The sequence below is a fragment of the Bacteroidota bacterium genome, from assembly GCA_020402865.1.
Lineage (GTDB): Bacteria > Bacteroidota > Bacteroidia > Palsa-965 > Palsa-965.
The window spans coordinates 110,291-132,486 of record JADBYT010000011.1 but is presented as its reverse complement, the minus strand read 5'-3'; the positions used below and the strand labels follow the sequence as shown (position 1 = coordinate 132,486).

Below are 22,196 nucleotides of genomic sequence, written 5' to 3'. Positions count from 1 at the left end.
TACCCGTTCCCGGTTCGGCAAGCTCACCGTCCACGAAGGCGAAGTACCCGTTCCCGGTTCGGCAAGCTCACCGTCCACGAAGGCGAAGTACGCGTTCCCGGTTCGGCAAGCTCACCGTCCACGAAGGCGAAGTACCCGTTCCCGGTTCGACGGGCTCACCGTCCACAAACATCTCGGTAGTTCCCGGTTCGACGGGCTCACCGTCCACAGAAAATTAAATGTCTCGGTGGCTGAGCTTGTCTCGGTGGCTGAGCTTGTCTCGGTGGCTGAGCTTGTCTCGGTGGCTGAGCTTGTCGAAGCCACCGATGCTTCAAAGCCTCCGCACTATTTCTCCAGCCGCAGCGAATGCCCAAGCTTATCGCGTTTGGTTTCGAGGTAGAGGCGGTTGTGTTTGTTGGATTTGATTTCGAGCGGCACATTGTCCACAATCTCGATGCCGTAGCCGATGAGCCCGGCGCGTTTTTTCGGATTGTTGGTCATCAGGCGGAGTTTTTGCACACCGAGATCGCGGAGAATCTGTGCGCCCACGCCGTAGTCGCGTTCGTCCATTTTGAAGCCGAGTTCGAGGTTGGCTTCCACAGTATCGCGGCCCTGCTCCTGCAGTTTATAAGCTTTGAGTTTATTGAGCAGTCCGATGCCGCGGCCTTCCTGATTCATGTAAATGATTACACCTTTTCCTTCGGCTTCAATCATTTCCATGGCTTTGTGCAGTTGCGGACCGCAATCGCAGCGGCACGAGCCGAAAATGTCGCCGGTCATGCACGACGAGTGAACGCGCACGAGTACCTCTTCGCCGGTTTCCCAGGTGCCTTTTACCAGTGCCAGGTGCGGCTGGCCGGAAGGCGTGTGGGTGTAGGCCACCATGCGGAAATTGCCGTGTTCGGTGGGGAGTTCCACTTCCACTTCGCGCACAATGGTGGTTTCGGTGCGCAGGCGGTATTCGATAAGGTCTTTAATGGAGCAGATTTTCAGGTCGAACCGCTTGGCAATTTGCAGCAGTTCGGGCAGGCGGGCCATGGTGCCGTCTTCATTCATAATTTCCACCAGCGCACCCACAGGCTCAAAGCCGGCTAAACGGGCAAAGTCAATGGTGGCTTCGGTATGGCCGATGCGGCGAAGCACACCTTCGCGGCGTGCACGCAGCGGGAAAATATGCCCCGGCTTGCCGAAATCTTCGGGCTTGGTGTTCGGGTCAATAAGCGCCTGAATGGTTTTACTACGATCAGATGCTGAAATGCCCGTTGTGCAGCCGTTGCCAAGCAGGTCGATGGATACGGTAAACGGTGTTTCGTGCAGCGAAGAGTTTTTGGGCACCATGAGTTCCAGCCCGAGTTCGTCGGCCCGGTCTTCGATAATAGGTGCGCAAATAAGTCCGCGCCCGTGTGTGGCCATGAAATTGATTACTTCGGGGGTAACGTGGCGGGCGGCAGCAATAAAATCGCCCTCGTTTTCGCGGTCTTCATCATCAACCACAATAATCACTTTCCCGGCGCGGATATCTTCCAGCGCTTCTTCAATGGTATTTAACACGCGTTCTGCCATGTAATTTCGTAAATGTGGGTGCAAAGGTACGAAAAAGGGCAGGGGGAATTGCGCGCAGCACCGATCTTGTCCAATACAATCACGCGAAACCCCTATTTTTGCGCCATGTCAACAACTGCTGTCGTAATTCTGAACTGGAACGGCCGGGCTTTGCTCGAACAGTTTTTGCCCGCCGTGATGCAGCACACCGGCAGCGGGGCCGAAATTATTGTGGCCGATAATGCGTCAACCGATGATTCAGTGGCTTTTCTCGAAGCGCATTATCCCGGCATCCGCATCATCCGCAATTCGCGCAATGGCGGCTATGCCCGCGGTTATAACGAAGCGTTGGCCGAAGTAGATGCCGATTACTACGTACTGCTTAATTCCGACATTGAAGTAACGCCCGGCTGGCTCCAGCCGCTGGTGAAACTCATGGACGAAAACCCCGGCATGGCTGCCTGCCAGCCTAAAATACGCAGCTTTCACCAGCGCGAATGTTTTGAATATGCTGGTGCCGCAGGCGGTTTTATTGATAAATGGGGGTTTCCGTTTTGCCGGGGCCGCCTGTTCAATGCGTTTGAAACCGACAACGGCCAGTACAACGATACCTGCGATGTGTTCTGGGCCACCGGAGCCTGCCTCATGATGCGCGCCACCGACTGGAAAGCGGCGCACGGTCTCGACGAAGATTTTTTTGCGCACATGGAGGAAATAGACCTTTGCTGGCGGCTGCGCAACATGGGCCGGCGCATTGGTTATTGCGGCAACTCAACCGTGTTTCATGTAGGCGGTGGCACGCTTTCGCAAATTAATCCGCGCAAAACCTTTCTCAACTTCCGCAATAATCTGGTGATGATTGCCAAAAACCACGCTCCCGGCTGGTTCGGCATAAAAATATTCCTGCGCCTGATTATCGACGGTGTGGCCGGTGTACGTTTCCTGCTTTCCGGCGACTGGAAACATTGCTTTGCCGTAATCCGTGCCCATTTTAATTTTTACGCACAGTTGCCGCGTACACTGAAAAAGCGTAGAAAACTTAAAGCGGGAATCAGTCAGTATGCTACCTCAGCGGTGTACAACGGCTCGGTGGTGTTTGCGCATTTTCTGCACGGTAAAAAGCATTTCAGCGAGCTGGATGCCGGTAAGTTTTCGCGGTAAACACCAGCAGTATGCTAAAGTCAGCAAGCCCTGATGCACGTATAAATTACCGGTTACAGTTGTTTGAGTGTGTAAATGATGTTGACCTGATACGATACCGCTGTTTTCGGGTGATACCCTTTTTTACCAAGCAGGTGTTGCTGAATACCCAGATTGCCTCCTAAGGCCAGTCGCCGGAAAGCTCTTCTGAAACCCAGAAAAAATTCAGCGGATGTATGAAAGGCGGCATAAGACGAGGAATAGCCGCTAAGTCCGCGCGGAATAAAAGCAAGTGTATCAAAAGAGGAGAGCGGACTCATCAGAGCCAGTTTATTGGTTTGATACTGAAAATTCAATCCAACTCCGTAAGTAAATTCCAGCTGCTTTTCCGAACCATATACATAAAATACGCTGGTTTGCGGACTAAGTTCAACTCCGGAGGATGTAACCTGACATGCGTAATAATTCGGCTCATTCTGATTTTTGGGGGGAATGGACGAAGGGCCTGATCCGGGAATACCTACTTGAAAACTTGCGCTTTTCCCTCCGGCAATCAGTGAAAAATCAACACCGTGACTGCCAAGGGGCTGATAGGCGCGTGTGCGGTAATCAATGCCGAGTTTTATTCCTCCGCTTGTAATCTGCTCAATACTTAGCAGATCGGGCGAGTCATAAATTCCATTCCAACGGTTAATATAATCACCATACACAGCTCCGTTTAGACGAATCCGAAGTACTGGCGCTTCTTTCGAAAGTTCTTCCTGTGCGCTTGCATAACACGAACAGCCAAAAAGGAACAGAAAAAAACATGCTCTTTTCATCGGCCACTTATTTAATAAACCCGATTCCAAATTTGATTTCAAACATCTGCGTGCGCAGCAAATTGCGGGAAATCATATTATTCAGGTATTCATCCAGCTTGAGTATGGAACCATAGCTGGTAGAACCGTCGCTGAAAAGGTTGGTGGAAACATAGCTGTTGCCATAAAACCTTACAATACCAATTGCGGTATTCAGGTAAATATTTTTACCTATAGGATTCTGCCGCCCGAGATGATAGCTGAAGCGTGCACAGGAAAATTTGTAAGGTTCGGTGAGTACGGCCTGAAATGAATTTGATCCTTGCCAGGTTGGATATTCTTTTAAACGGATTTCATTTTCTTTCTCCAGTGGTATCCGCGCCATCATAAAACCCACACTAAACTGGTGATATGTACCTACAGGAGCAATATATTTATTGGGAAAGAACTGCCAGTTAACTGCCGCCCCAAATTGCGTGAAACGAAGCGAACCGGGTTTGTCAAATTCATTGATGTTTACAGAGGCTGTATTCGCCAGCGTAATGCCGCTCTGCGGGTTTACGTAATTGAAAGAAACACTTTCATAGTTGCATGTAGCATTGGGGCGTGCATAGAAGGCGCTGATACCAAGGGTAGATTTACGGGAAACTACGTAGGATAAGTTCAGTTCATTTCTCCACGAAAAACGGGTACTCATCACAAAGCCGTCTTCGATGTTTAAAAATTCATCCCGGTCATAACGAATGAATGTTTGCCCTGAATAGCTTATCAACAGACGTTTGCCCTGATAACCGGGAATCTGCGACCAAACTGTTTTTGCGCAGCACAGAACCAATAGAATTGTAAATAGCTTTTTCATGCGAGTGAGGTTATTTCTTTTGACCAGGACTACGTTTAATTTGAAGCATCAGGTCATACATCTGCGAATTGATATAGCCATTTCTCGATTTCGACTTCATGTGTATCACCCGTTTCATACGCTGTGTGCCGTAATGCAGGTTGTACACAAGCGAGAAGAAATAAGTGTCCTGTTCGGGTGTAAGCGCATACACAATGGCAAAGGGTAGGGCCGGATAAAGGAAAAGACAGACCAGCAGAATGGATCCGCGGTTAGATCGGGGTTGTTTGTAGCTGAATACACCGGCAATGTAAATATCTTCGGCATTGTGCTTGCGGGCTACCTGATCAGCCATCTCACCCGAAGCCGGAAGTATTTCAATTTCATCATGCTGCATGCGTTCCGAAATCCAGTCGTTAAGCATAGCCAGATCATTATACTTATCTACATCATCGGCCGTAAATGTTTTCGGGTCAAACAATTCGACTTCCAGATTGGCGTAACGGGCATTTTCTATAATCTGCTGTGTGAGCTGGCGTTTTTTATCGTCCGACTCAAGCAGGTGAAGTCCTTTGCGTTCATCAGCCGCGAAATAAAACGGATCAATTACCAGCACCTTTTTTAAGCCTAAAGACTGTCCGGTGTAATTTTCAGCTTTCTCTTTCGCTTTCCGCTTTTCATAGGCCGACATTTTACTAAGTGCAAGCTCTTCTTTCTTTTCGGCCTCCTTGCGTTCACTGGCTCTGGCTTCGGCATTTTCAAATAGTGCCTTCACTTCTTTTTGCTCTAAAATATCGGCAAAAGCAAGCAGGTGAAATTTACTGCGTATCGTTTGTTTTTCGGATACGACTACTTTTTCTTCTACCTTCTTTTTTTCAGCGCGGAGTTTATCATATTTCGACACATACTTTTGTTCCTGTTCTGCCGCTTTTACCAATGTGTCAACGGTTTTGGGCGCATTCAGGGCATTGATACTGTCCTGAATTCGGCGCGCAGAATCAAGTTTTGCTTCCTGATAAATTCTGTAGTTTTCTTTAAGCGTAGAATAGTCGATGTCGTGATAATAATATGCTTCTTCAGCCAGATCATTCAGCATTTCTTTCAGCACATTTGATTCGGGAATTTGCTGCTGATAATTGAAGATGAAGCGCATGGCCATCATATTCAGTTGCGAGGCGGATAATTTATAAAACATGTGGTAAGCCTGCTGCTGTTCACCTTCAATCTTCTTGTAATACGGAATTACTTCGTCGCTTTTTTCATGGTTTTTATATTTGGCAAGTCCGTACAAGGCCTTCGCCTGACTTACTTTTAAAAATGTGCTGCCTGGGTTTTCCTGCATCAGTACGGCCGCATTGTAGAAAACAGCTATGTAATTCCGCGAAGTAAGATCATACATAATCGTTTCGTAGCGGCATATTTTACGACAGGTGAGGAAGCGACTTTCTGAAATAAGAAAAACTTTACCACTTGCATTGCAGGAGTTATCAATTATCCCTTCCAGCTTGAGCCTGCGTTTAAGCATGTTCGGGTGCGAATTATAGGTGTCGTCCTCATTGTCGCTTTCAAAATTTATAGGCTTTATGCTGTCGAGAAACAAGGCCTGGGGCAATGCGGCAAGAGGAGTGTTTAATGAGGCTTTGTTAAACGGAATATCTTCAAACGGCAGATACGAATACTGCAGCACAAAAAGCGATGTAAGCGCCTGTTCACAATCGTATCCCACATTGCGTAAACGGTGTAAACCAAGTGAGTCGGCCTGAATTTCCTGATCTTTGCTGTATTCGCTGGATGATCTTATACGCTCGTCGTAGTTTCTGTAATAATCACGCGCCGTTCTGGAGAAAATCTTTTTGTTTTCGAGGTACTGGTTAAGCGTATGGCGTTTTTCGTAGTGGGCAATTTCATGCGACAGAATGAAAGCCAGTTGTGCCTCGTTCTCAAGTTGGGCAATTAAACCGATCGTCACGAAAATCATTCCCTGATCGGTAGAGAAAGCGTTGGCATCAGAAATACGCAGGCAGTAAAAACGGAGTTTGCTGCGCAACTGCTGATCATCGGCAAGCAGTACATCAGCCAGTTGATTAATATACGTAGTTACACTGTCGCCAAAAAGTACTTTCCCGCTGGTAAGCAGGTTATCGAGCACATAATTGCTTTGCAGCAGAAACTGCTCTTTTTGCACATCACGGTACGCACTGCCGCTGCGTTTGTTTTCAGCCTTTAAATCGCTGTTGTATTTTTCGCGGGTACTTTTCAGAATGTCATCGGGAATTTTTCCTGAGCACTTTAGCGGCTGATAATTGTTAAAGTCAACCTCAAAGGCTGGTTGAAACGTATTCTGCGCCTGTGTATGCACAATGGCAATACACCAGAACGCAAGCGCGGCAAAAAATTTAGATGTCATGATATCCGAAATGAATTCAGGGTTAGTTGTAATTGGGCAGCTGATGAATACAGTGTATTCGGAATAATAAATATTCTGTATAAACAGCTTACTTAACGCTGTTGCAAAAATAATATTTTACTATTTAAATCGAAACAGGTGCCGATAAAGCCTCAAATTATAAATATGAACCGGCACTTAAATGCGATTAAGTGCCGGTTGGCTTAGGTCAGTGAATAAACATCGTAAAAAATCAACCCCGGGTAAGCTATCAGAACGCATAAAATCCTAATCCCACTTTAACCTCAAAGGTATTGTGGCGTGTAAGATTTTGATATAAGCCAGTAATTACTGCATCCTGAATAGTGGTCACTGAATTGAATGCCGAGTCAATAATTACTTTTCTGTAATCGCCGCCGAGGTGAAGATTAATGCCAAATGAGGTATTAAGAAAAATGAACTTGTTGAGCGGAGTAATACGGCCCATGGCATAGGTTAAGCGGAAAGTTGTGTACGCGCCATTGTTCTTTAGTGGTTGGGTGAACGCAGGTATTGAACTATAGAGGCTATCGGTAAGTTTAAGCTGTATTTGGCCTTTTTCCAGTGTTACAGGCTGGTATCGCAATATGCCTGCTGCAAAATAGTGGTAGCGGCCTGCAGGGGCAATAAAATTACGTCTGAAAATTTTAATGTGTGCCTGAACGGAGTAAAAGGAATATTGCACCCTGCCAAATTCAGTATTCGGACTTATCGGCCTCACATTGGCTACAAACGTGTCGGTAGGAATTGGCGGAGGTGCGTTGATGACCATTGCCGAAAGAATACCGAAATAGGCTTTTTGTTCTGCGTAGGTGACCGTGAGTCCGGTTGAAATTTTACGGTTGAGCACATAGCTCATCGTAGCTTCTGTTTTGTAGGAGAAACGGGTGTTGAGCGGAAAGTTGTCGAACTGTACCACATCTTCCTCATTGCGCTGAAAGTGCAGGAATGTGCTGGCATTTACGCCCACATAAAAACGTTTGCCAAGGAAACCCGGCACAGGTGTTTTCTGTGCAAGCGCAGGCAACGAACCGAGGAGAGCAAGAAAGAGGATAAGGCGTTTCATTGGCGGGCTTTTCTGGCAGGTTTGGTTTTTATCTGCAACATGGTATCATACATCTGTGATACAATGAAACCGTTTCGTGCGTTGGAATGTAGATGCACCACCCGTTTCATACGTTCTTCGCCGGTGTTGATGTTGTAAACCATGGAATAGTAATATGTATCATGCTCGGGCGTAAGGGCGTAGGCTATACCAAAAGGCAGCATCGGGTAAAAAATCAGTGAATAAAGCAGTACAGCGCCACGATTTTCTCGTACCTGTTTGTAGGTGAGTACGCCGGTAATGTAAATATGTTCGGCTTTATATTTTGTACTTGCCGAGCGCGCCGCATCACTTTCAACCGGAATAATATTCAAGGCATTATCGTGCGACATGCGTTCGCCCAGCCAGTCGTTTATTGCGGCGAGATCATTGTACTTATCCACATCGCGGGCGGTGAACGATTTTGGGTTAAGCAGTTCGGCCTTGAGGTTGGCTTCGCCGGCCGTTTCTTCTATCGACTCGCAAAACTTCAGGCGAAGATCCTCTGATTTCATGAGTTTCAGTCCGCGACGGTCGTCGGCATAAAAGTAAAACGGATCCACTACCACCACTGAGTTTACGCCCAGTGCCGCATTGGTTGATTTAGCCTGACGGCGGCGCTGCATTTCGCGGCGTTGTTCGTAGGGGCTCATGCGGTTGAAACGGTCGGCTTCTTTCTCGCGGCGCTGTTGTTCGTAAATTACCCGAGCGGCAGCATCATCAAACAGTTTTTGCACATCGGCATCTTTGATAATGTCGAAAAACGCAAAGAGATGAAAATTTGAGTTTTCGGGCTTATCGGAAGCTTTACCCGTAGCTGGTTTAGCGGGTTGCAATTTCTGTTTCTCGTACTTCGATACGAACGTTTGCCCCTCGGCTCCTGTGGTAGTTTGCTGCGGCTTGTTCTGTCCAACAGTGTCGTTTTCAGATTTAGGCGTAACAGGCTTTAGTTCATAGAGCTCGGTAAATACTATTTTATGTTTATCGAGCAGATCATCAGTCAGGTCATTCACAAGCGAAGCCAGGTATTCCGAGGGTTGTTCCTTGTTCAGATCAAACAAATAACGCAGGGCTATCATGTTCAATTGCGGTGCCGTGAGTTTGTTGAACAGCGAATACACACGTTGTTGCTGGCCTTCGCGTTTTTGCGATGAAGTAACCACCGAGCCGAAAGAGCCTGCATTTTTGTATTTCGTCATGCCATACAAGGCTTTGCCAATGCAGAGTTTGAGATAGGCGTTGTTGCTGTCGGCAGCAAGCAGGGTGTGTGCATTAATAAAAGCACCGGCATAATCGCGCACGGTAAGCTGATAGTGTACGGTTTCAAAGCGGCACACTTTACGCATGTAGATATGATGGGCAAGATCATCGCCGAACTTGCGGTTGCCGCAGTTGTTGCCCAGCAGCTGAATTTTGCGTTCAATCACGGCACGGCGCTCGGCCAGACGCGGCTGCACGGCATAGGTGTTTGAATTGTTCAGTTGCATGTAGTTGAAGGCGGGCACACTGTCGGGCATATACAGGGCGGGAATTTTCATAGCCGGCCGCTCAAGGAGGGTGGGTTTGAAATACTGGTCTTCAAACGGGAGTTTTCCAAATTGCAGCATGTAAAGCGCCGCTGCCGCTGCTTCACAGTCGTAGCCCGATTCGCGCAGCAGGTTCAGTCCTTCAATATCGGCTTGGTCCTGTTCTTCGGCATTATACATGCCCAGCAACAACAGCCTTTCTTCCACATTCTGATACCGGTCGCGTTCATTGCGCGAAAAAACACGATCGTACGTGAGGTTGAAATTCGAATTGTGCTTTTTTTCATAATGCGCAATTTCGCGGGCAAGTATGTAGGCCAGTTGTGCCTCGTTTTCGAGCATGGCAATCATGCCGATGCTTACGAAAATAATGCCCTGCTCAGTGGCAAACGAATTTGGCGCTGAGGTACGCAGGCAGTAAAAGCGCAATTTCTGGCGCAACGAGCCTTCATCGGCCAGCAGCCGGTCGGCAACACTGTTTACATACGTAGTTACCGTATCGCCAAAGAGTACTTTACCACTTACCATGAGCTGATCAAGCAGGTAATTGCTTTTGAGCAAAAACTCCTCACGCTCGTAATTGGTGGTTGCCGGATTGTTACGCGACGAGCGTTTCATGTCGCGCTCAACCTTTTCACGCGTGTTGAGCAGAATATCCTGCGGAATACTGCCGTGGCAAATCAGCGGCTGATACACCGAAAAATTTACCGGCCCGGTGAGTTCCTGAGCCCGGGCTTGAAACAAGGCGCCCGAAAGCAACATTACAAGAAACAACTTGCGAATCATCATCTGTTCTTATGCATTAAAAATTAAATACCGGCAAGTACACGCCCGCATGAAACTGATGCTGGGAATAGCTGCCAAAAATTGCGCTTGCCGGATTCAGCATAAACTCATAACGGGCAAACACGAAAAAGTGTTCAAATTCATACATCGCACCTGCCAGAACGCCCAGTGTAAATGAACGTACCCGAAGACTGGTGGTTATGGAAGACGGGTCAACCGGCCCCTGATTGTTCCATGCTTCGGTAATTTTACTTCGTCCGGAACGGAAGCCGATACTCCAGCCCAGCCAGGCGGTAAAGAATTCGTTTTCAGCCGGAAGCTCATAACCGTAACGCATTTGAAAATCGCGTATGTGCATGCGGCGTATGCCTCCCGTGCCCGCACCATCCTGCAACGAAAACGAATCGCGCCCGGCTGAATAAATGCCGATTCCAAAACTATTATAGCCCGAAATGGGAAACGGAAAACCTTGCAGTATATAATTGCCTTCTATGGCAATGCCCGGATAAAAACGGTTGTTTACCTGTGCCTGCTGTGGCCCCGAACGGCGGCCGTAGTTGGCTATACCAATGCCCGGAGATACCCCCACGGTGATAAACTGCGCTCCGGCCAGTTGGGGCAACACCATCAATACCCAAAAACAAATTACCGGAAATAGCTTTTTCATTGCGCTTTGAAAATTACTTTGCTGAACTGAAATACCGATGTCTTTTCGCTGTAAAGCAGCATTTCATTGGCTCCGGTTTGCTCACATACTTTGGGCCGCACAATTACATCGCCGCGCTCAGTGGCAATAAGCAGTTCGCGGGTAAGTTTCCCATCGGCATCCACTTCGGCCAGCACCACAGCCAGCTCGCGACGGTTGCGGCTAAAGTCGGCAGGCGCCTGGTTTTCTTCCAGCGTAAGGTTGTTCGGATTGTCGTTATACACAAAAAACAACCGGTCGCCCTGCACCATCAGCGCATACGATGAATAGTAGCCGCCATCGTTGGTGGTGTGCTGGCGTTTGGGAATTTTACATTTCCACACCAGTTCACCATCGGCACTGAAATTGAGCACCAGAATATCATTGTAGATGTAATGATAGATTGTGCGTGTGGTGGTTTGTCCGTTGGCTCCGGGAGTGGTAATGGTTTCCACATACATATAATATTGTTCCGCAACGAGCGTTCCTCCGCCATCGGCGCGGAGCAGAAACTTGTCCATGTCAAACTCAAACAGCTCCGCTTCCTCGCCACGGCGTTCGCGTTTTTCAATGCGTTTGACTTCGCGCTGCGAGGCATATTGCGTAATAAACGCTTTGTCGAACTCGGTCATACGGCTGGCCACCATTTGTTCGGAGCTGCCACTCATGCGCTGATAAAATACACCTTTGATGCTGTAAGTGCCGCGCTCAGAGTAAAAACCGGCCAGCACAATATCGCCGTTCAGGGCGGTGGTGGCTATCACATCGGTTACAAATTTTCCTTCCAGATTTACCGGAATTTCCTTCATCGCACCGCCATTTTCGGTAATGCGGTAGATGTAGTAATCAAAATCAGGTTTGCCCGAACGGCGCGATGAGCGGGCCGTAGCACGTTCCTGATATTCCGCTCCACGGATGTAGATGGTACCGTCGTTTTCGATACGGATGCTCTGCACGTTAAACTGATCGCGGGGCCGGGGAATGGTAACCGTTTTTTCCCAGAGTTTATTGAGCTGATCATCGTAAACTTCGATAATGATTTTTTCATTGCTGGTGGGCGAATCTTCCTCTTCACGCTCTTCCGGACGGGTAAGCATCACTTTCGATTCGTCTTCCGAAGTCACTACCGATGAAACGCCACCATACCCAATAGCCCGGTTCATGGAACGGCGGCCCGGGAATTCAATTTTATTCAGCTCCCGCAAACTGCCCACGGGCATAAGCGTTTGCTTATCCACTTCCTGCACCAGATTGGTAAGCGTATAGGTGCGCAGGTCAGAAGCCACCCAGAACATAAACAGGTGTCCGTTAAACATGCGGCACTGGCTGAATGCAGCCTTTGACCCCTTGTAACTGATACGCGGTTCAATTTTTACCGATTGTTCAATGGCCATGCTTTTGCTCAGGCGTTCGAGGTAGAGTGCTTTTTTTTGCCTGCGCACAATGTAATAGCCCGTTTCATCAAAACCGGCCACACCGCTTAAACTCGAGCGGCGTGCTTCTATTTCAGGACCGTTTGAAATGGATACTTTATTGGTAGGAGCGGGCAGAGGCTGGTTTTGCGCCTGTAAGGCTGAAACAGATACAACAACAGCCGCAATAAGGGTAAGAAAAGATGCCGGGAATGTGAAACGCTGCATATAATTTTTATAAGTGAAGGAGCAATTCAGGGGTGAATTGCGTTTAGACAAAAATAACGGTTTTTACCGGCTGTTATTGGGGAAATTTGGTAAGTGGCAAAGGTGAATTTGCGGCAGTTTCCAAAACCAAAGCCGTTTCTTACCTTTGCACTCCTTCTGAATTTGACGTAAGATGTTTGAAAATCTCTCCGATAAGCTCGACAGAGCGTTTAAAGTACTTAAAGGCGACGGTAAAATTACCGAGATTAACGTGGCCGAAACGCTTAAAGAAGTGCGCAAAGCCCTTCTGGATGCTGACGTAAGTTATCCGGTAGCCAAAAAATTTACCGATGAGGTAAAGCAAAAAGCGATGGGCCTGAACGTGCTCACGGCCGTGTCGCCGGGGCAGCTGCTCATTAAAATTACCCATGATGAGCTGAAAGACCTTATGGGGGGCGAGAAAACCGACATCAAACTCGGTGGCAGCCCTACCGTTATTCTTATGTCGGGTTTGCAGGGTTCGGGTAAAACCACGTTCTCGGGCAAATTAGCCAACTGGCTCAAAACCAAACGCGGCAAAAGTCCGCTGCTTGTGGCGGGCGACGTTTACCGCCCGGCGGCTATTGACCAGCTGAAAGTGCTGGGCGAGCAGATTGGCGTGGAAGTGTATGCCGAACCCGACGTGAAAGATCCGGTGGCTATTGCCAAACGCGGTATTGAACACGCCAAGAAAAACAACCATTCCGTAGTAATCATCGACACCGCCGGCCGTTTGGCTGTGGACGAGGCGATGATGAACGAGATTGCAGCCGTGAAAGCCGCCGTGCAGCCCCACGAAATTCTGTTTGTGGTGGATTCAATGACCGGTCAGGATGCGGTGAATACAGCCAAAGCCTTCAACGACCGCCTTGATTTCGACGGTGTAATTCTTACCAAGCTCGATGGCGATACACGCGGCGGTGCGGCGCTTTCCATCAAATCGGTAGTCAACAAACCCATCAAGTTTGTAGGTACCGGCGAAAAAATGGAAGCGCTTGATGTGTTTTACCCCGAGCGTATGGCCGACCGTATTCTGGGCATGGGCGACGTGGTAACACTTGTGGAGCGTGCTCAGGAGCAGTTTGATGCGCAGGAAGCCAAACGCCTGCAGGATCGTATTGCCAAAAACAAATTCAGCTTCAACGACTTCCTCGGCCAGCTTCAGCAGATCAAAAAGATGGGCAACATCAAAGATCTCATGGGCATGATTCCCGGCGTGGGCAAAGCACTGAAAGATGTGGATATCGACGACAATGCTTTCAAAAGCATCGAAGCAATTATCCAGTCGATGACACCTGAAGAGCGTGAGCATCCTGAAATTCTAAACGGTAACCGCCGTCAGCGTATCGCTAAAGGCAGCGGCACCACCATTCAGGAAGTTAACCGCCTCATCAAACAGTTTGAAGATACCCGCAAAATGATGCGCATGATGAGTGATAAGGGGCAGATGGCGAAGATGATGCGCAATATGCCTAAAATGCGCCGCTGATAACTAATGCACTGTCCTTCCGAGCGCAGCCGATAAAGGACAGTGCATTCAACTTTTGCCTTAGTCAGTTAAAACACACAAAGCCGCTGTCCTTCCGAGCGCAGTCGAGAAAGGACAGTTACGTCTTGCCCTCCATTTCATCTATTTCCTTCTCCACATCCACCCCCTGCGTATTCAGTTTTACCGATTCATTATTTCGCCGCATACGTATATTAATCATTTCCACCACCAGCGCAAAGGCCATACCACTGTAGATATATCCCTTATTGAAATTCTGGTGGAAGCCATTGGCAATAAGCACCAGGCCAATAGCCACAAGGAAAGCAAGTGCCAGAATCTGCATAGCCGGATGACGGTTTATAAAACGGGTAATTGCACCGGCAAATGCAAGCATTACACCCATACTGGCCACAACAGCAATAATCATAATTAATACATTCTCCACTAAGCCAATGGCAGTAAGAATGCTGTCCACACTAAACACCATATCCACAAGCACTACCTGAACAAGTACGGCTGTAAAAGTGGCATACTTGCCTTGTGCTCCGTGCGATTTTGATTTTTCGAGTTTACGGTGAATTTCGAGTGTGCTTTTGGCCAGCAGAAACAAACCGCCGGCAATGAGAATAATATCCTTCCAGCTGATGCCAATAGGTGTTCCCGGCGAATTAGGCTCTTCCATAAATGAAAGCGTAAACACAGGTTCCTTCAGTTGAAGCATCCACGTTATGGCAAACAGCAGCATTACACGCATTACCAGCGCAAGCGTAAGCCCAAGATTCCGGGCCCGGCGCTGCTGGTGCTGGGGAAGTTTATCGGTAACAATGGAAATGAAAATGATGTTGTCCACACCAAGTACTATTTCCAGAAAAGTGAGCGTAAACAGACTTATCCAGACGCCAGAGGAAGTAAAATCAGGAATATCCATGAGTGGTAATTGGAAATGGTATGCAAAGTAAACTCACTGAAGCGGGTTTTGTTTAAACAGCAGGGATATTAACCCTGATTTAATAAAACAAACTGTTGGAAAAACCGGTAAAACTCGCCGGGAACTCCACCTCTGTTTCGGCCGGAAATAGTGATCTTTGCTGCCCAACCACCACGATCAACCAAGTATGCAGCTTATAGACGGCAAACAGATTGCACTTACCATTCAAAACGAACTTGCACAGGAAGTACAACGCCGCGTGGCAGCCGGTCTTCGCCGTCCGCATCTGGCTGCCATACTGGTGGGTAACGATGGCGGTAGCGTAACGTATGTAAATGCCAAAGTAGCCGCCTGCGAACGCATTGGTTATCGCTCCACACTGATTCGACTGGAAGATACCGTAACCGAAGGCCAATTGCTTGAACAGGTTCATCTGCTTAATCAAAATCCTGAAATTGACGGCTTCATTGTGCAGCTTCCGCTTCCCAAACACATTGACTCACAAAAAGTAATTGAGACTATTGATCCGCGCAAGGATGTGGACGGTTTTCATCCGGTAAACGTGGGGCGCATGGCGCTTAATTTGCCTTGTTTTCTGCCCGCCACACCGTACGGCATTCTGCAGCTATTGCAACGCTGCCAGATCAAAACCTCCGGCAAGCATTGTGTGGTTATCGGGCGCAGCCACATTGTGGGTTCGCCGGTAAGCATGCTGCTGGCACGCAATGCCGAACCCGGAAACTGCACCGTTACACTCTGCCACAGCCGCACCCAAAATCTGGCCGAAATTACCCGCAGCGCCGACATCATCGTGGCTGCACTTGGTATTCCCCATTTCCTTAAAGCCGATATGGTGAAGGAAGGCGCAGTTGTAATTGATGTGGGCACCACACGGGTCACAGCCCCTGACACCAAAAGCGGATTCCGCCTGCATGGTGATGTGGATTTTGCAAATGTGGCACCCAAGTGCAGCTGGATTACACCCGTGCCCGGCGGTGTAGGGCCAATGACCATTACCGGCCTGCTGCAAAACACATTACTGGCTGCACAGCAGAAATAATAGCCCTGATTGTCATTTCATAAAAGGTGTTTCTCTCCGGAACATCCTTTTCCATATTTTTTGTTTAATGATTTTTCCTGAACGTTCATTTTTCATACTGACAGATATCAGGAATTAATGACTTATCAACAGATCTGGTGTAAATACTTGTAAATGGCTAAATGTAGGTGATATATTGGTCACACCTAAATCACTTATACCGCACACCATGAAAACTACCAAGCTGATGCGGGCAGCCTCGCTGCTCGTTCCTGGCATTGCTTTGTCTTTTTTGCTGAAAGGACAGAGTGCCTCGCCGGCAGGTCCGGCCCCCAACTATTACGACTTGCGCGAAAAGTATCTGCTCCGGGTTGAACAATCGGAAAAGCCCTGGGAGCGGCAGTTACGCCGCAACCATGCCGAGGGCATGGCTGAAAATCCGGAAGAAATTTTCTTTGCACAATGGGACTGGTACTGGAAAGACCGCATGAACTGCACCGGGGCCACGCCCGGCGAGCTTGCCAATACAGGCATGTATGCGCGCGCAATGGCTGCAAACAATCCGTCAGTACGCATTGGTGATAATTCAAATCCAACCGTACAGGGCGCTCCAAACATTTGTACCTCGGCATCGCTTGGTGCATGGAGTCTTGTGGGCCCCGCAACATACTCAAATCCCATTATGGGTATGGTTACGGCCGTTTATGTAAATCCCGCAAACCCCAGCGAAGTACTGGCCGGTGCATCAGGTGGCGGATTGTTTAAAACCGTAAACAACGGCGCTTCTTGGGCCTGTCTTACCGACCCAAGCCGTATGCCCTGTATCGGTATATCTTCCATCGCAGTACATCCCACCACACCCACAACCATTTTTATCGGTGCAATTAATAATGGTGTGCCTTTCAGTGCAGGCGGGCAATACGGTTTCGGTCTTATGCGTACTACCGACGGCGGCACCACATGGACAGAAATACTCTCGCTTGCCAGCTACGATAACGGCGTGGCAATGACAGGCGGCGTTACTAAAGTGCTTATTCATCCGCAGGATGCAAATACCATGTATGTGCTTGCCGGCGGGCGTATATTCCGCACATCCAACGCCAACGCCGCCACACCCACGTGGACCGTGGTGCTTGATATTACGGCTCCGCCAACCTCTCAGGGATTTGTATGGACATTCCGTGATATTGACATCATCAACGGGTCGGGCGGAGTAAGTAACTCACGAATTATCGTATGCACAAGCCGTTCGGCATGGGGAGCTTTTAATTTTGATCCCGCCAAAGCTTTTTACTCAGGCTCCGGTGGTTCTGCCGGTTCGTTTACCGATATTACTTCAACAGTAATTGGCAGCGGACAATTTGCCACACGCATTTGCGCCGCCGTGCAGCCCGGAAATACAACCGATTTTTACGTGGCTTATGCCGACGAAAATGTGGGCGGTAATCCGGTTACTGTAAAACGGATTAACCCTCCTTCGCTGCTTACTGCAAGTGTGGGCACGATGAATGCAAACGGCGTATTCCAGCTTGGTGCAGGTTACTGGAAGCTTGAAATGGAGTTTTCGAAAATCAATGCAAGCCGCATGTATCTGGCAGGAACAACGGTTTATGACATTAATCTCACGGCATCCAACACCTTCACAAGTGCAAACTGGCTGCAAATGTCGCAATACTGGGCTACCTCGGCATGTCTGCCCAATTCAAACACACACGCCGATATCCGCCACATGGTAGTAAGCACCAGCGCAGGAAATGACGTGGTAATAATCGGAAGCGACGGAGGTGTGGGCAAATCCGTATGCAGCCCCACCACGCTTCACAACTACACTTCTGCCAACTGGGTGAATATGAATGGTGCCGGATTAGCCATCAATCAGTTTTATGATTTCAGCGGATCTGAATCAAACTACGGTTTACTTGTGGGTGGTACACAGGATAACGGCACTTTTGAATGGGCCTCGAACGTGTGGCGGCAGAAATCGAATTACGACGGTTGGCAGGGAACAATTAATCCGCTGACCAATAATTACTACGGTTGCTCAAATGCCGGCTCCGTAGGTGGTGCAACCAATACGGGGGCAGGTTGTTACAGCAGCCGTCCGGCTCCTTCGGGCACTACAAACGGGAATTTGCCGGTGGTGAGCGATCCCAATGCGCCGGCCACAATTTATGCCGCATTCAGCCAAACTTCTCCGGCAAATTGTGTGCTTGCACGCTCTACTGATTTTGGCACTACATGGACAATCCTCACCGGATTTCCCGCAAACGGCGATGCCATCAATGCCATACATGTGGCTACGGCAAACTCAAATACAATTTATGTATCAAGAGGAGGCCCCACATGGAATGGTTCAAGTACTGCCGGACGTTTTTACAAATCGGTTGATGGCGGAACTACGTGGACTGATGTAGGCGCAACGGCCATGTCGGTGCTGAGCTGGTCGGCGGTTACAAGTATTACTACCGATGCATTTAATGCCGATGAAGTGTATGTGGGAATGAATGGCTACTGGGCGCAAAGCAGCACGGCTCCTGGTTTGTATGCCGGTGTAAACCGTGTACTGCGTTCGGTAAACGGTGGTGTAAACTGGACTGATATTACCAATAACTCACTTCCTGCATGTCCGGTAATTTCGATGGTTTACCGGAATGGTTCGAATGATGAAGTGTATATCGGGACCGATTTTGGTGTTTACCGCTATAATGCCACAACGGCACTTTGGGAATGTTTCAGTAATCAGCTTCCGGTGGTTATGGTAACCAATCTGGAAATTCAGAACTGTAAGAACATGATTCGGGTATCCACCAACGGACGAGGTATCTGGGAATCGCCGCTGCCGGCTATTAATTCATACGATGTAACTGCAACCACCACCTGGACAGGGCACAAGTATATTGGTACCGACATAACCGTGAAGCCCGGTGCCACGCTTACCGTTACAGGAACGCTTTACATGAGTAAAAACAAGCGTATCATCGTTGAGCGTGGTGCCACACTGAATGTAAATTCCGGTGGCAAAATTACCAACGCCTGCGGCGATATGTGGTATGGAATTGAAGTGTGGGGAACAAGCACTGCCGCTCAAAACACAGCCGGAGCGCAAGGTAAAGTAGTAGTAAACAACGGCACCATCGAAAATGCGTACGAAGCCATTACTACCATTAAAAATGCCAATACAAGCTGGGACTGGGCATTTACAGGCGGCATTGTACAAACTATAAACGCATTTTTCTACAACAACAGGCGTTCGGTACAAATGCTTACCTATCATGCGCCCGGATCGCCGGAGCCGAATAACTATTCGTATTTCAAGAATACGGTATTTGAAACCAACCGTATTTTAAATGATGCTGCTGTGCTTCCCACCACACACATTTCGATGCTGGATTTAAAAGGAGTGAATGTGCAGGGATGTAAATTCAGAAACACCGCAACGGCTTCTTACTCCATCAATAACCGGGGGACAGGAGTAACGGGTTTCGATGCCATTTTTACTGTGAACGATCAGTTCAATTTCTCTTTCCCCCCGTCTGTTATTGCAAGCAGTGAATTTGAAGGCCTTACCAAAGGCGTACAGGCCGATTTCACTTCAGGTGTAACCAAGGCGGCTTACGTGTACAATTCACTTTTCCGGAACGTACAGCGTAGTGTGACATACAACTACTCAAGCGGTTCGGCGGTAAACGGAAATACGATAGATCAGCTGCCTAATGCAGCCACTACCAATTTTAGTGATGCGACCTGGGGCATCCGCATGAACAATGCCACTTCGTTTTTAGTTTCGCAAAACAGTGCTACCGGCATTTCGGCCACACCGCAAAATACGTATGGTGTAATTGCCGACAACTGCCTGAACTCGGTTTCAAACGAAATCAGCTACAACACAATCGGCAATATGTACGTGTGCGTGCAGGCGCAGGGCAATAATGGTTCGGCGGCGTCGGGCTTGCAAATAAAGTGCAATACCTTTAACACGGTGGCCACCTATCAGATAGTGGTATGTCCTACTGTATCGGGCAGCATTGCCGATCAGGGTGCGGGCTGTACTGCACCTGTGAAAAATACGTTTGCCGCACCGGTGGGCGCATTCGGGCATATTTATTCGCCAATAAACAGTTTTGCATATTATGCCGGCAGCGGAAGTGTGCCCACCAACTACTCGTCAACCATTGCCATGGCCTCATGCGGTGTGGCCGGAAGCTGCCCGCCTCCGGGCGACATCGAAAAAGCACTTACTGATCCCGCAGCCGGTCTGCTGCTGCAGCTTCCGCTCTGGGAAGCCAGCGAAACACTCGAAGATCAGGCACTGGCCATTGAAGCCTGTCTGGCACTGGGCCGCTACAACGATGCTGCCCGTAAAATTTCAAACTATCCCGAACCGGCCGGACAGCGTTATTACGAGGTTGTGTCGGCGGTGAAGCAAAATGGCGGTAACTGGTTCCTTGCTACTGACGCACAGCTCTCGGTGCTCGAAGAAGTGGCTTCGGTAAACTGCTACCAGCAACTCTCGGCACAACTCATTCTGCATCTCGTAAAAGGCAAAGCCTACGAGCGCCATGTGGAGCCGATTAACGAAGAAGCACGCCTCTTCCCCTCAGCCGGCCCGCTCGAAAGCATCCTCCTCGATAATATGCCCAACCCGTATTCAGACATGACAGTTATTAACTGCAAAGTGGCCGATAACGCCAGCTCCGCACAACTGAAAGTGATGAATGCCGTTGGTGATGAAGTGGAGAATATTTCCATGCAAACAGGCTTCAACAAAGTACAGTTCAGCAGCGGTACATTGCCTTCAGGCGTGTACTTCTACTCACTGGTAATTGACGGTAAAATTATTGCCACACGGAAAATGCTGATTATCCGCCAGTAATTTTCCTTCATTGAGTAAAGCGCACTTCCATTATGGAAGTGCGCTTTTTTTGCTTTCGACACTTTTATTTATTCATTTCCAGTTAGTTATCTTTGTATTTCTAATAATCCTATAATAATAATAGGAATTATATATATTTGCATTCGTTAAATCAAACCCATGGATTCTTCAGCCCAATATTGCCCTGTACATTCAGATACCGTAAATGAGCGCGTGTTGCGAATAATTGCCGCGTTTGTGGTATCACTTACCGCCGTGTCGTTATTTATTGTTGAACCGTGGATAATGTTTTTTCTGGCGTTTGATTTTGCAGTACGTGCATTTTCTTTCCCGCAGTACAGCCTGCTCCGTTTTCTGTCTTTAAAAATTTCCAATGCACTCGGTCAGCAGCCGGTGCCGGTAAATGCTGGTCCGAAACGCTTTGCGGCTGGTTTGGGCATGTTATTCAGTATGGTTATCGGTGTACTGCTTTTTTCCGATTATTTTTTTCTCACTGCATTAACCGGCGGTATGCTGGTGGCCTGTGCCGTACTCGAATCGGTGGCGGGTTTTTGCGTGGGATGTAAAATCTATATGCTGCAGGAGCAGCTGAAAAACATACGCATTTTTTTAAGGTAGATTAGTTGATTCTGTTTGTATGCAACAACAGAAGAGGGAAGCTTTCGGGCTTCCCTCGTTTTTTATGTTCGACTCAGTGCCAGGGCTTTTTTACGCTCACTGCGGCGGATAAACCAGCGGATAAAAAATGGCGGCAGTTTATATCCTTTTCGCATGCGTTCGCCCATTTCCTTGTACTCGTCGCGGCTTTCGGGCAGTGGTGTGTTTAGTCCGTCCACATAACGGTTATACATACAAAAGGCGGCGGCAATGAGTACGGTATCGTGCAGCTCTTCATCGGTTGCACCGGCTTTACGGGCGTTTTCAATGTGTTCGGGTTCTACGTTTCGCCCGCTTTGTTGCACCTGTGCCGCAATTTTGAGCAAGGCTTTGAGCTTGGTGCTGATCTGCATCTGCTCCGGATCTTTTTTGTAGGCTTCAATATGTGTACTGTTTTCGGCGCTGTGACAAACAGCTGCAGCAGAATGCGAGGTATGACAAAAATCGCAGCGGTTGAGCCAGGAAACATACGAGGCAATAAACTCACGGTCGGCACTGCTCAGCGGCGAGGGCCCCAACAGCAGCGTTTCAGCCAGGTTTGACAATGCCTTGCCGGTTGATGTTTTGTAAAATAACAACGACACAATGCCGGGCATGGTGTTTTCGGTAAGGATATACGGCGTTGCCGATGTGCGTGCTCCAAATTGGTTACTGTGACTCATTTTATGGCTGATTGGATAATATGATGCCTAGTATAACACAAATTCACAAACGAACATAATTAAACTTGCTTTGCAAACCGCCCCG

At 48.4% G+C, this 22,196-nt stretch carries 15 protein-coding genes; 5 read left to right on the top strand and 10 right to left on the bottom strand.

The window, feature by feature from the left end; genetic code table 11:
• Positions 1-324: 324 nt before the first annotated feature.
• The gene (locus tag IM638_09870) at positions 325-1,530 is read right to left on the bottom strand and encodes a bifunctional 3,4-dihydroxy-2-butanone-4-phosphate synthase/GTP cyclohydrolase II (GenBank protein ID MCA6363335.1); all 1,206 of its coding nucleotides are present in this window, start codon (positions 1,528-1,530) and stop codon (positions 325-327) included.
• 117 nt (positions 1,531-1,647) lie between these two features.
• Between IM638_09870 and IM638_09865 the strand changes: the two genes are divergently transcribed.
• Entirely contained in the window at positions 1,648-2,682 is a 1,035-nt protein-coding gene (locus IM638_09865) for a glycosyltransferase family 2 protein (GenBank protein MCA6363334.1), read from the top strand.
• Positions 2,683-2,735: 53 nt separating this feature from the next.
• Here IM638_09865 and IM638_09860 read toward each other — a convergent pair whose 3' ends face one another.
• The 7 genes from IM638_09860 to IM638_09830 all read right to left on the bottom strand — a co-directional run bounded on the left by IM638_09860 (position 2,736) and on the right by IM638_09830 (position 12,445).
• Positions 2,736-3,482 (bottom strand): hypothetical protein, encoded by a 747-nt coding sequence (locus tag IM638_09860; protein ID MCA6363333.1) that lies wholly within the window; start codon positions 3,480-3,482, stop codon positions 2,736-2,738.
• Positions 3,483-3,489: 7 nt separating this feature from the next.
• Positions 3,490-4,320 carry a hypothetical protein gene (locus IM638_09855; GenBank protein MCA6363332.1) on the bottom strand — a complete coding sequence of 277 codons (831 nt, stop codon included), beginning with the start codon at positions 4,318-4,320 and terminating at the stop codon, positions 3,490-3,492.
• A gap of 10 nt (positions 4,321-4,330) precedes the next feature.
• A complete protein-coding gene (locus IM638_09850; GenBank protein MCA6363331.1) occupies positions 4,331-6,706 on the bottom strand; it encodes a M48 family metallopeptidase in 2,376 nt (791 codons plus the stop codon).
• A 250-nt stretch (positions 6,707-6,956) separates the two neighbouring features.
• The gene (locus IM638_09845; protein MCA6363330.1) at positions 6,957-7,790 is read right to left on the bottom strand and encodes a hypothetical protein; all 834 of its coding nucleotides are present in this window, start codon (positions 7,788-7,790) and stop codon (positions 6,957-6,959) included.
• The gene (locus IM638_09840; protein ID MCA6363329.1) at positions 7,787-10,123 is read right to left on the bottom strand and encodes a M48 family metalloprotease; all 2,337 of its coding nucleotides are present in this window, start codon (positions 10,121-10,123) and stop codon (positions 7,787-7,789) included. The genes IM638_09845 and IM638_09840 overlap by 4 nt, the downstream gene beginning before the upstream one ends.
• Before the next feature lie 13 nt (positions 10,124-10,136).
• A complete protein-coding gene (locus IM638_09835; protein ID MCA6363328.1) occupies positions 10,137-10,787 on the bottom strand; it encodes a hypothetical protein in 651 nt (216 codons plus the stop codon).
• Positions 10,784-12,445, bottom strand: a complete 1,662-nt coding sequence (locus IM638_09830; protein ID MCA6363327.1) for a hypothetical protein — start codon at positions 12,443-12,445, stop codon at positions 10,784-10,786. The genes IM638_09835 and IM638_09830 overlap by 4 nt, the downstream gene beginning before the upstream one ends.
• 172 nt (positions 12,446-12,617) lie before the next feature.
• On the opposite strand from IM638_09830, the gene ffh reads away from it, so the two are divergent.
• Positions 12,618-13,952, top strand: coding sequence for a signal recognition particle protein (gene ffh / locus IM638_09825; GenBank protein ID MCA6363326.1), 1,335 nt, complete (start codon positions 12,618-12,620; stop codon positions 13,950-13,952).
• A gap of 118 nt (positions 13,953-14,070) precedes the next feature.
• On the opposite strand, the gene IM638_09820 is transcribed toward ffh, so the two are convergent.
• Positions 14,071-14,880, bottom strand: coding sequence for a TerC family protein (locus IM638_09820; GenBank protein ID MCA6363325.1), 810 nt, complete (start codon positions 14,878-14,880; stop codon positions 14,071-14,073).
• Positions 14,881-15,067: 187 nt separating this feature from the next.
• Between IM638_09820 and IM638_09815 the strand changes: the two genes are divergently transcribed.
• The 3 genes from IM638_09815 (at position 15,068) to IM638_09805 (ending at position 21,410) form a co-directional block, all read left to right on the top strand.
• The gene (locus tag IM638_09815; protein ID MCA6363324.1) at positions 15,068-15,940 is read left to right on the top strand and encodes a bifunctional 5,10-methylene-tetrahydrofolate dehydrogenase/5,10-methylene-tetrahydrofolate cyclohydrolase; all 873 of its coding nucleotides are present in this window, start codon (positions 15,068-15,070) and stop codon (positions 15,938-15,940) included.
• Positions 15,941-16,148: 208 nt separating this feature from the next.
• Positions 16,149-20,792, top strand: a complete 4,644-nt coding sequence (locus IM638_09810; GenBank protein ID MCA6363323.1) for a hypothetical protein — start codon at positions 16,149-16,151, stop codon at positions 20,790-20,792.
• Between the two features lie 159 nt (positions 20,793-20,951).
• Positions 20,952-21,410 carry a DUF4395 domain-containing protein gene (locus IM638_09805; GenBank protein MCA6363322.1) on the top strand — a complete coding sequence of 153 codons (459 nt, stop codon included), beginning with the start codon at positions 20,952-20,954 and terminating at the stop codon, positions 21,408-21,410.
• A gap of 62 nt (positions 21,411-21,472) precedes the next feature.
• Here IM638_09805 and IM638_09800 read toward each other — a convergent pair whose 3' ends face one another.
• On the bottom strand, positions 21,473-22,111 hold the full coding sequence (locus IM638_09800) for a carboxymuconolactone decarboxylase family protein (GenBank protein MCA6363321.1): 639 nt from the start codon (positions 22,109-22,111) through the stop codon (positions 21,473-21,475).
• Positions 22,112-22,196: the final 85 nt, after the last annotated feature.

What these genes read in the sequence shown, in the direction of transcription:
- ffh (MCA6363326.1), top strand. Translation starts at nt 12,618, where the DNA reads ATGTTTGAAAATCTCTCCGATAAGCTCGACAGAGCGTTTAAAGTACTT.
- IM638_09850 (MCA6363331.1), bottom strand. Translation starts at nt 6,706, where the DNA reads ATGACATCTAAATTTTTTGCCGCGCTTGCGTTCTGGTGTATTGCCATT.
- IM638_09860 (MCA6363333.1), bottom strand. Translation starts at nt 3,482, where the DNA reads ATGAAAAGAGCATGTTTTTTTCTGTTCCTTTTTGGCTGTTCGTGTTAT.
- IM638_09855 (MCA6363332.1), bottom strand. Translation starts at nt 4,320, where the DNA reads ATGAAAAAGCTATTTACAATTCTATTGGTTCTGTGCTGCGCAAAAACA.
- IM638_09800 (MCA6363321.1), bottom strand. Translation starts at nt 22,111, where the DNA reads ATGAGTCACAGTAACCAATTTGGAGCACGCACATCGGCAACGCCGTAT.
- IM638_09830 (MCA6363327.1), bottom strand. Translation starts at nt 12,445, where the DNA reads ATGCAGCGTTTCACATTCCCGGCATCTTTTCTTACCCTTATTGCGGCT.
- IM638_09835 (MCA6363328.1), bottom strand. Translation starts at nt 10,787, where the DNA reads ATGAAAAAGCTATTTCCGGTAATTTGTTTTTGGGTATTGATGGTGTTG.
- IM638_09865 (MCA6363334.1), top strand. Translation starts at nt 1,648, where the DNA reads ATGTCAACAACTGCTGTCGTAATTCTGAACTGGAACGGCCGGGCTTTG.
- IM638_09805 (MCA6363322.1), top strand. Translation starts at nt 20,952, where the DNA reads ATGGATTCTTCAGCCCAATATTGCCCTGTACATTCAGATACCGTAAAT.
- IM638_09820 (MCA6363325.1), bottom strand. Translation starts at nt 14,880, where the DNA reads ATGGATATTCCTGATTTTACTTCCTCTGGCGTCTGGATAAGTCTGTTT.
- IM638_09840 (MCA6363329.1), bottom strand. Translation starts at nt 10,123, where the DNA reads ATGATGATTCGCAAGTTGTTTCTTGTAATGTTGCTTTCGGGCGCCTTG.
- IM638_09810 (MCA6363323.1), top strand. Translation starts at nt 16,149, where the DNA reads ATGAAAACTACCAAGCTGATGCGGGCAGCCTCGCTGCTCGTTCCTGGC.
- IM638_09845 (MCA6363330.1), bottom strand. Translation starts at nt 7,790, where the DNA reads ATGAAACGCCTTATCCTCTTTCTTGCTCTCCTCGGTTCGTTGCCTGCG.
- IM638_09815 (MCA6363324.1), top strand. Translation starts at nt 15,068, where the DNA reads ATGCAGCTTATAGACGGCAAACAGATTGCACTTACCATTCAAAACGAA.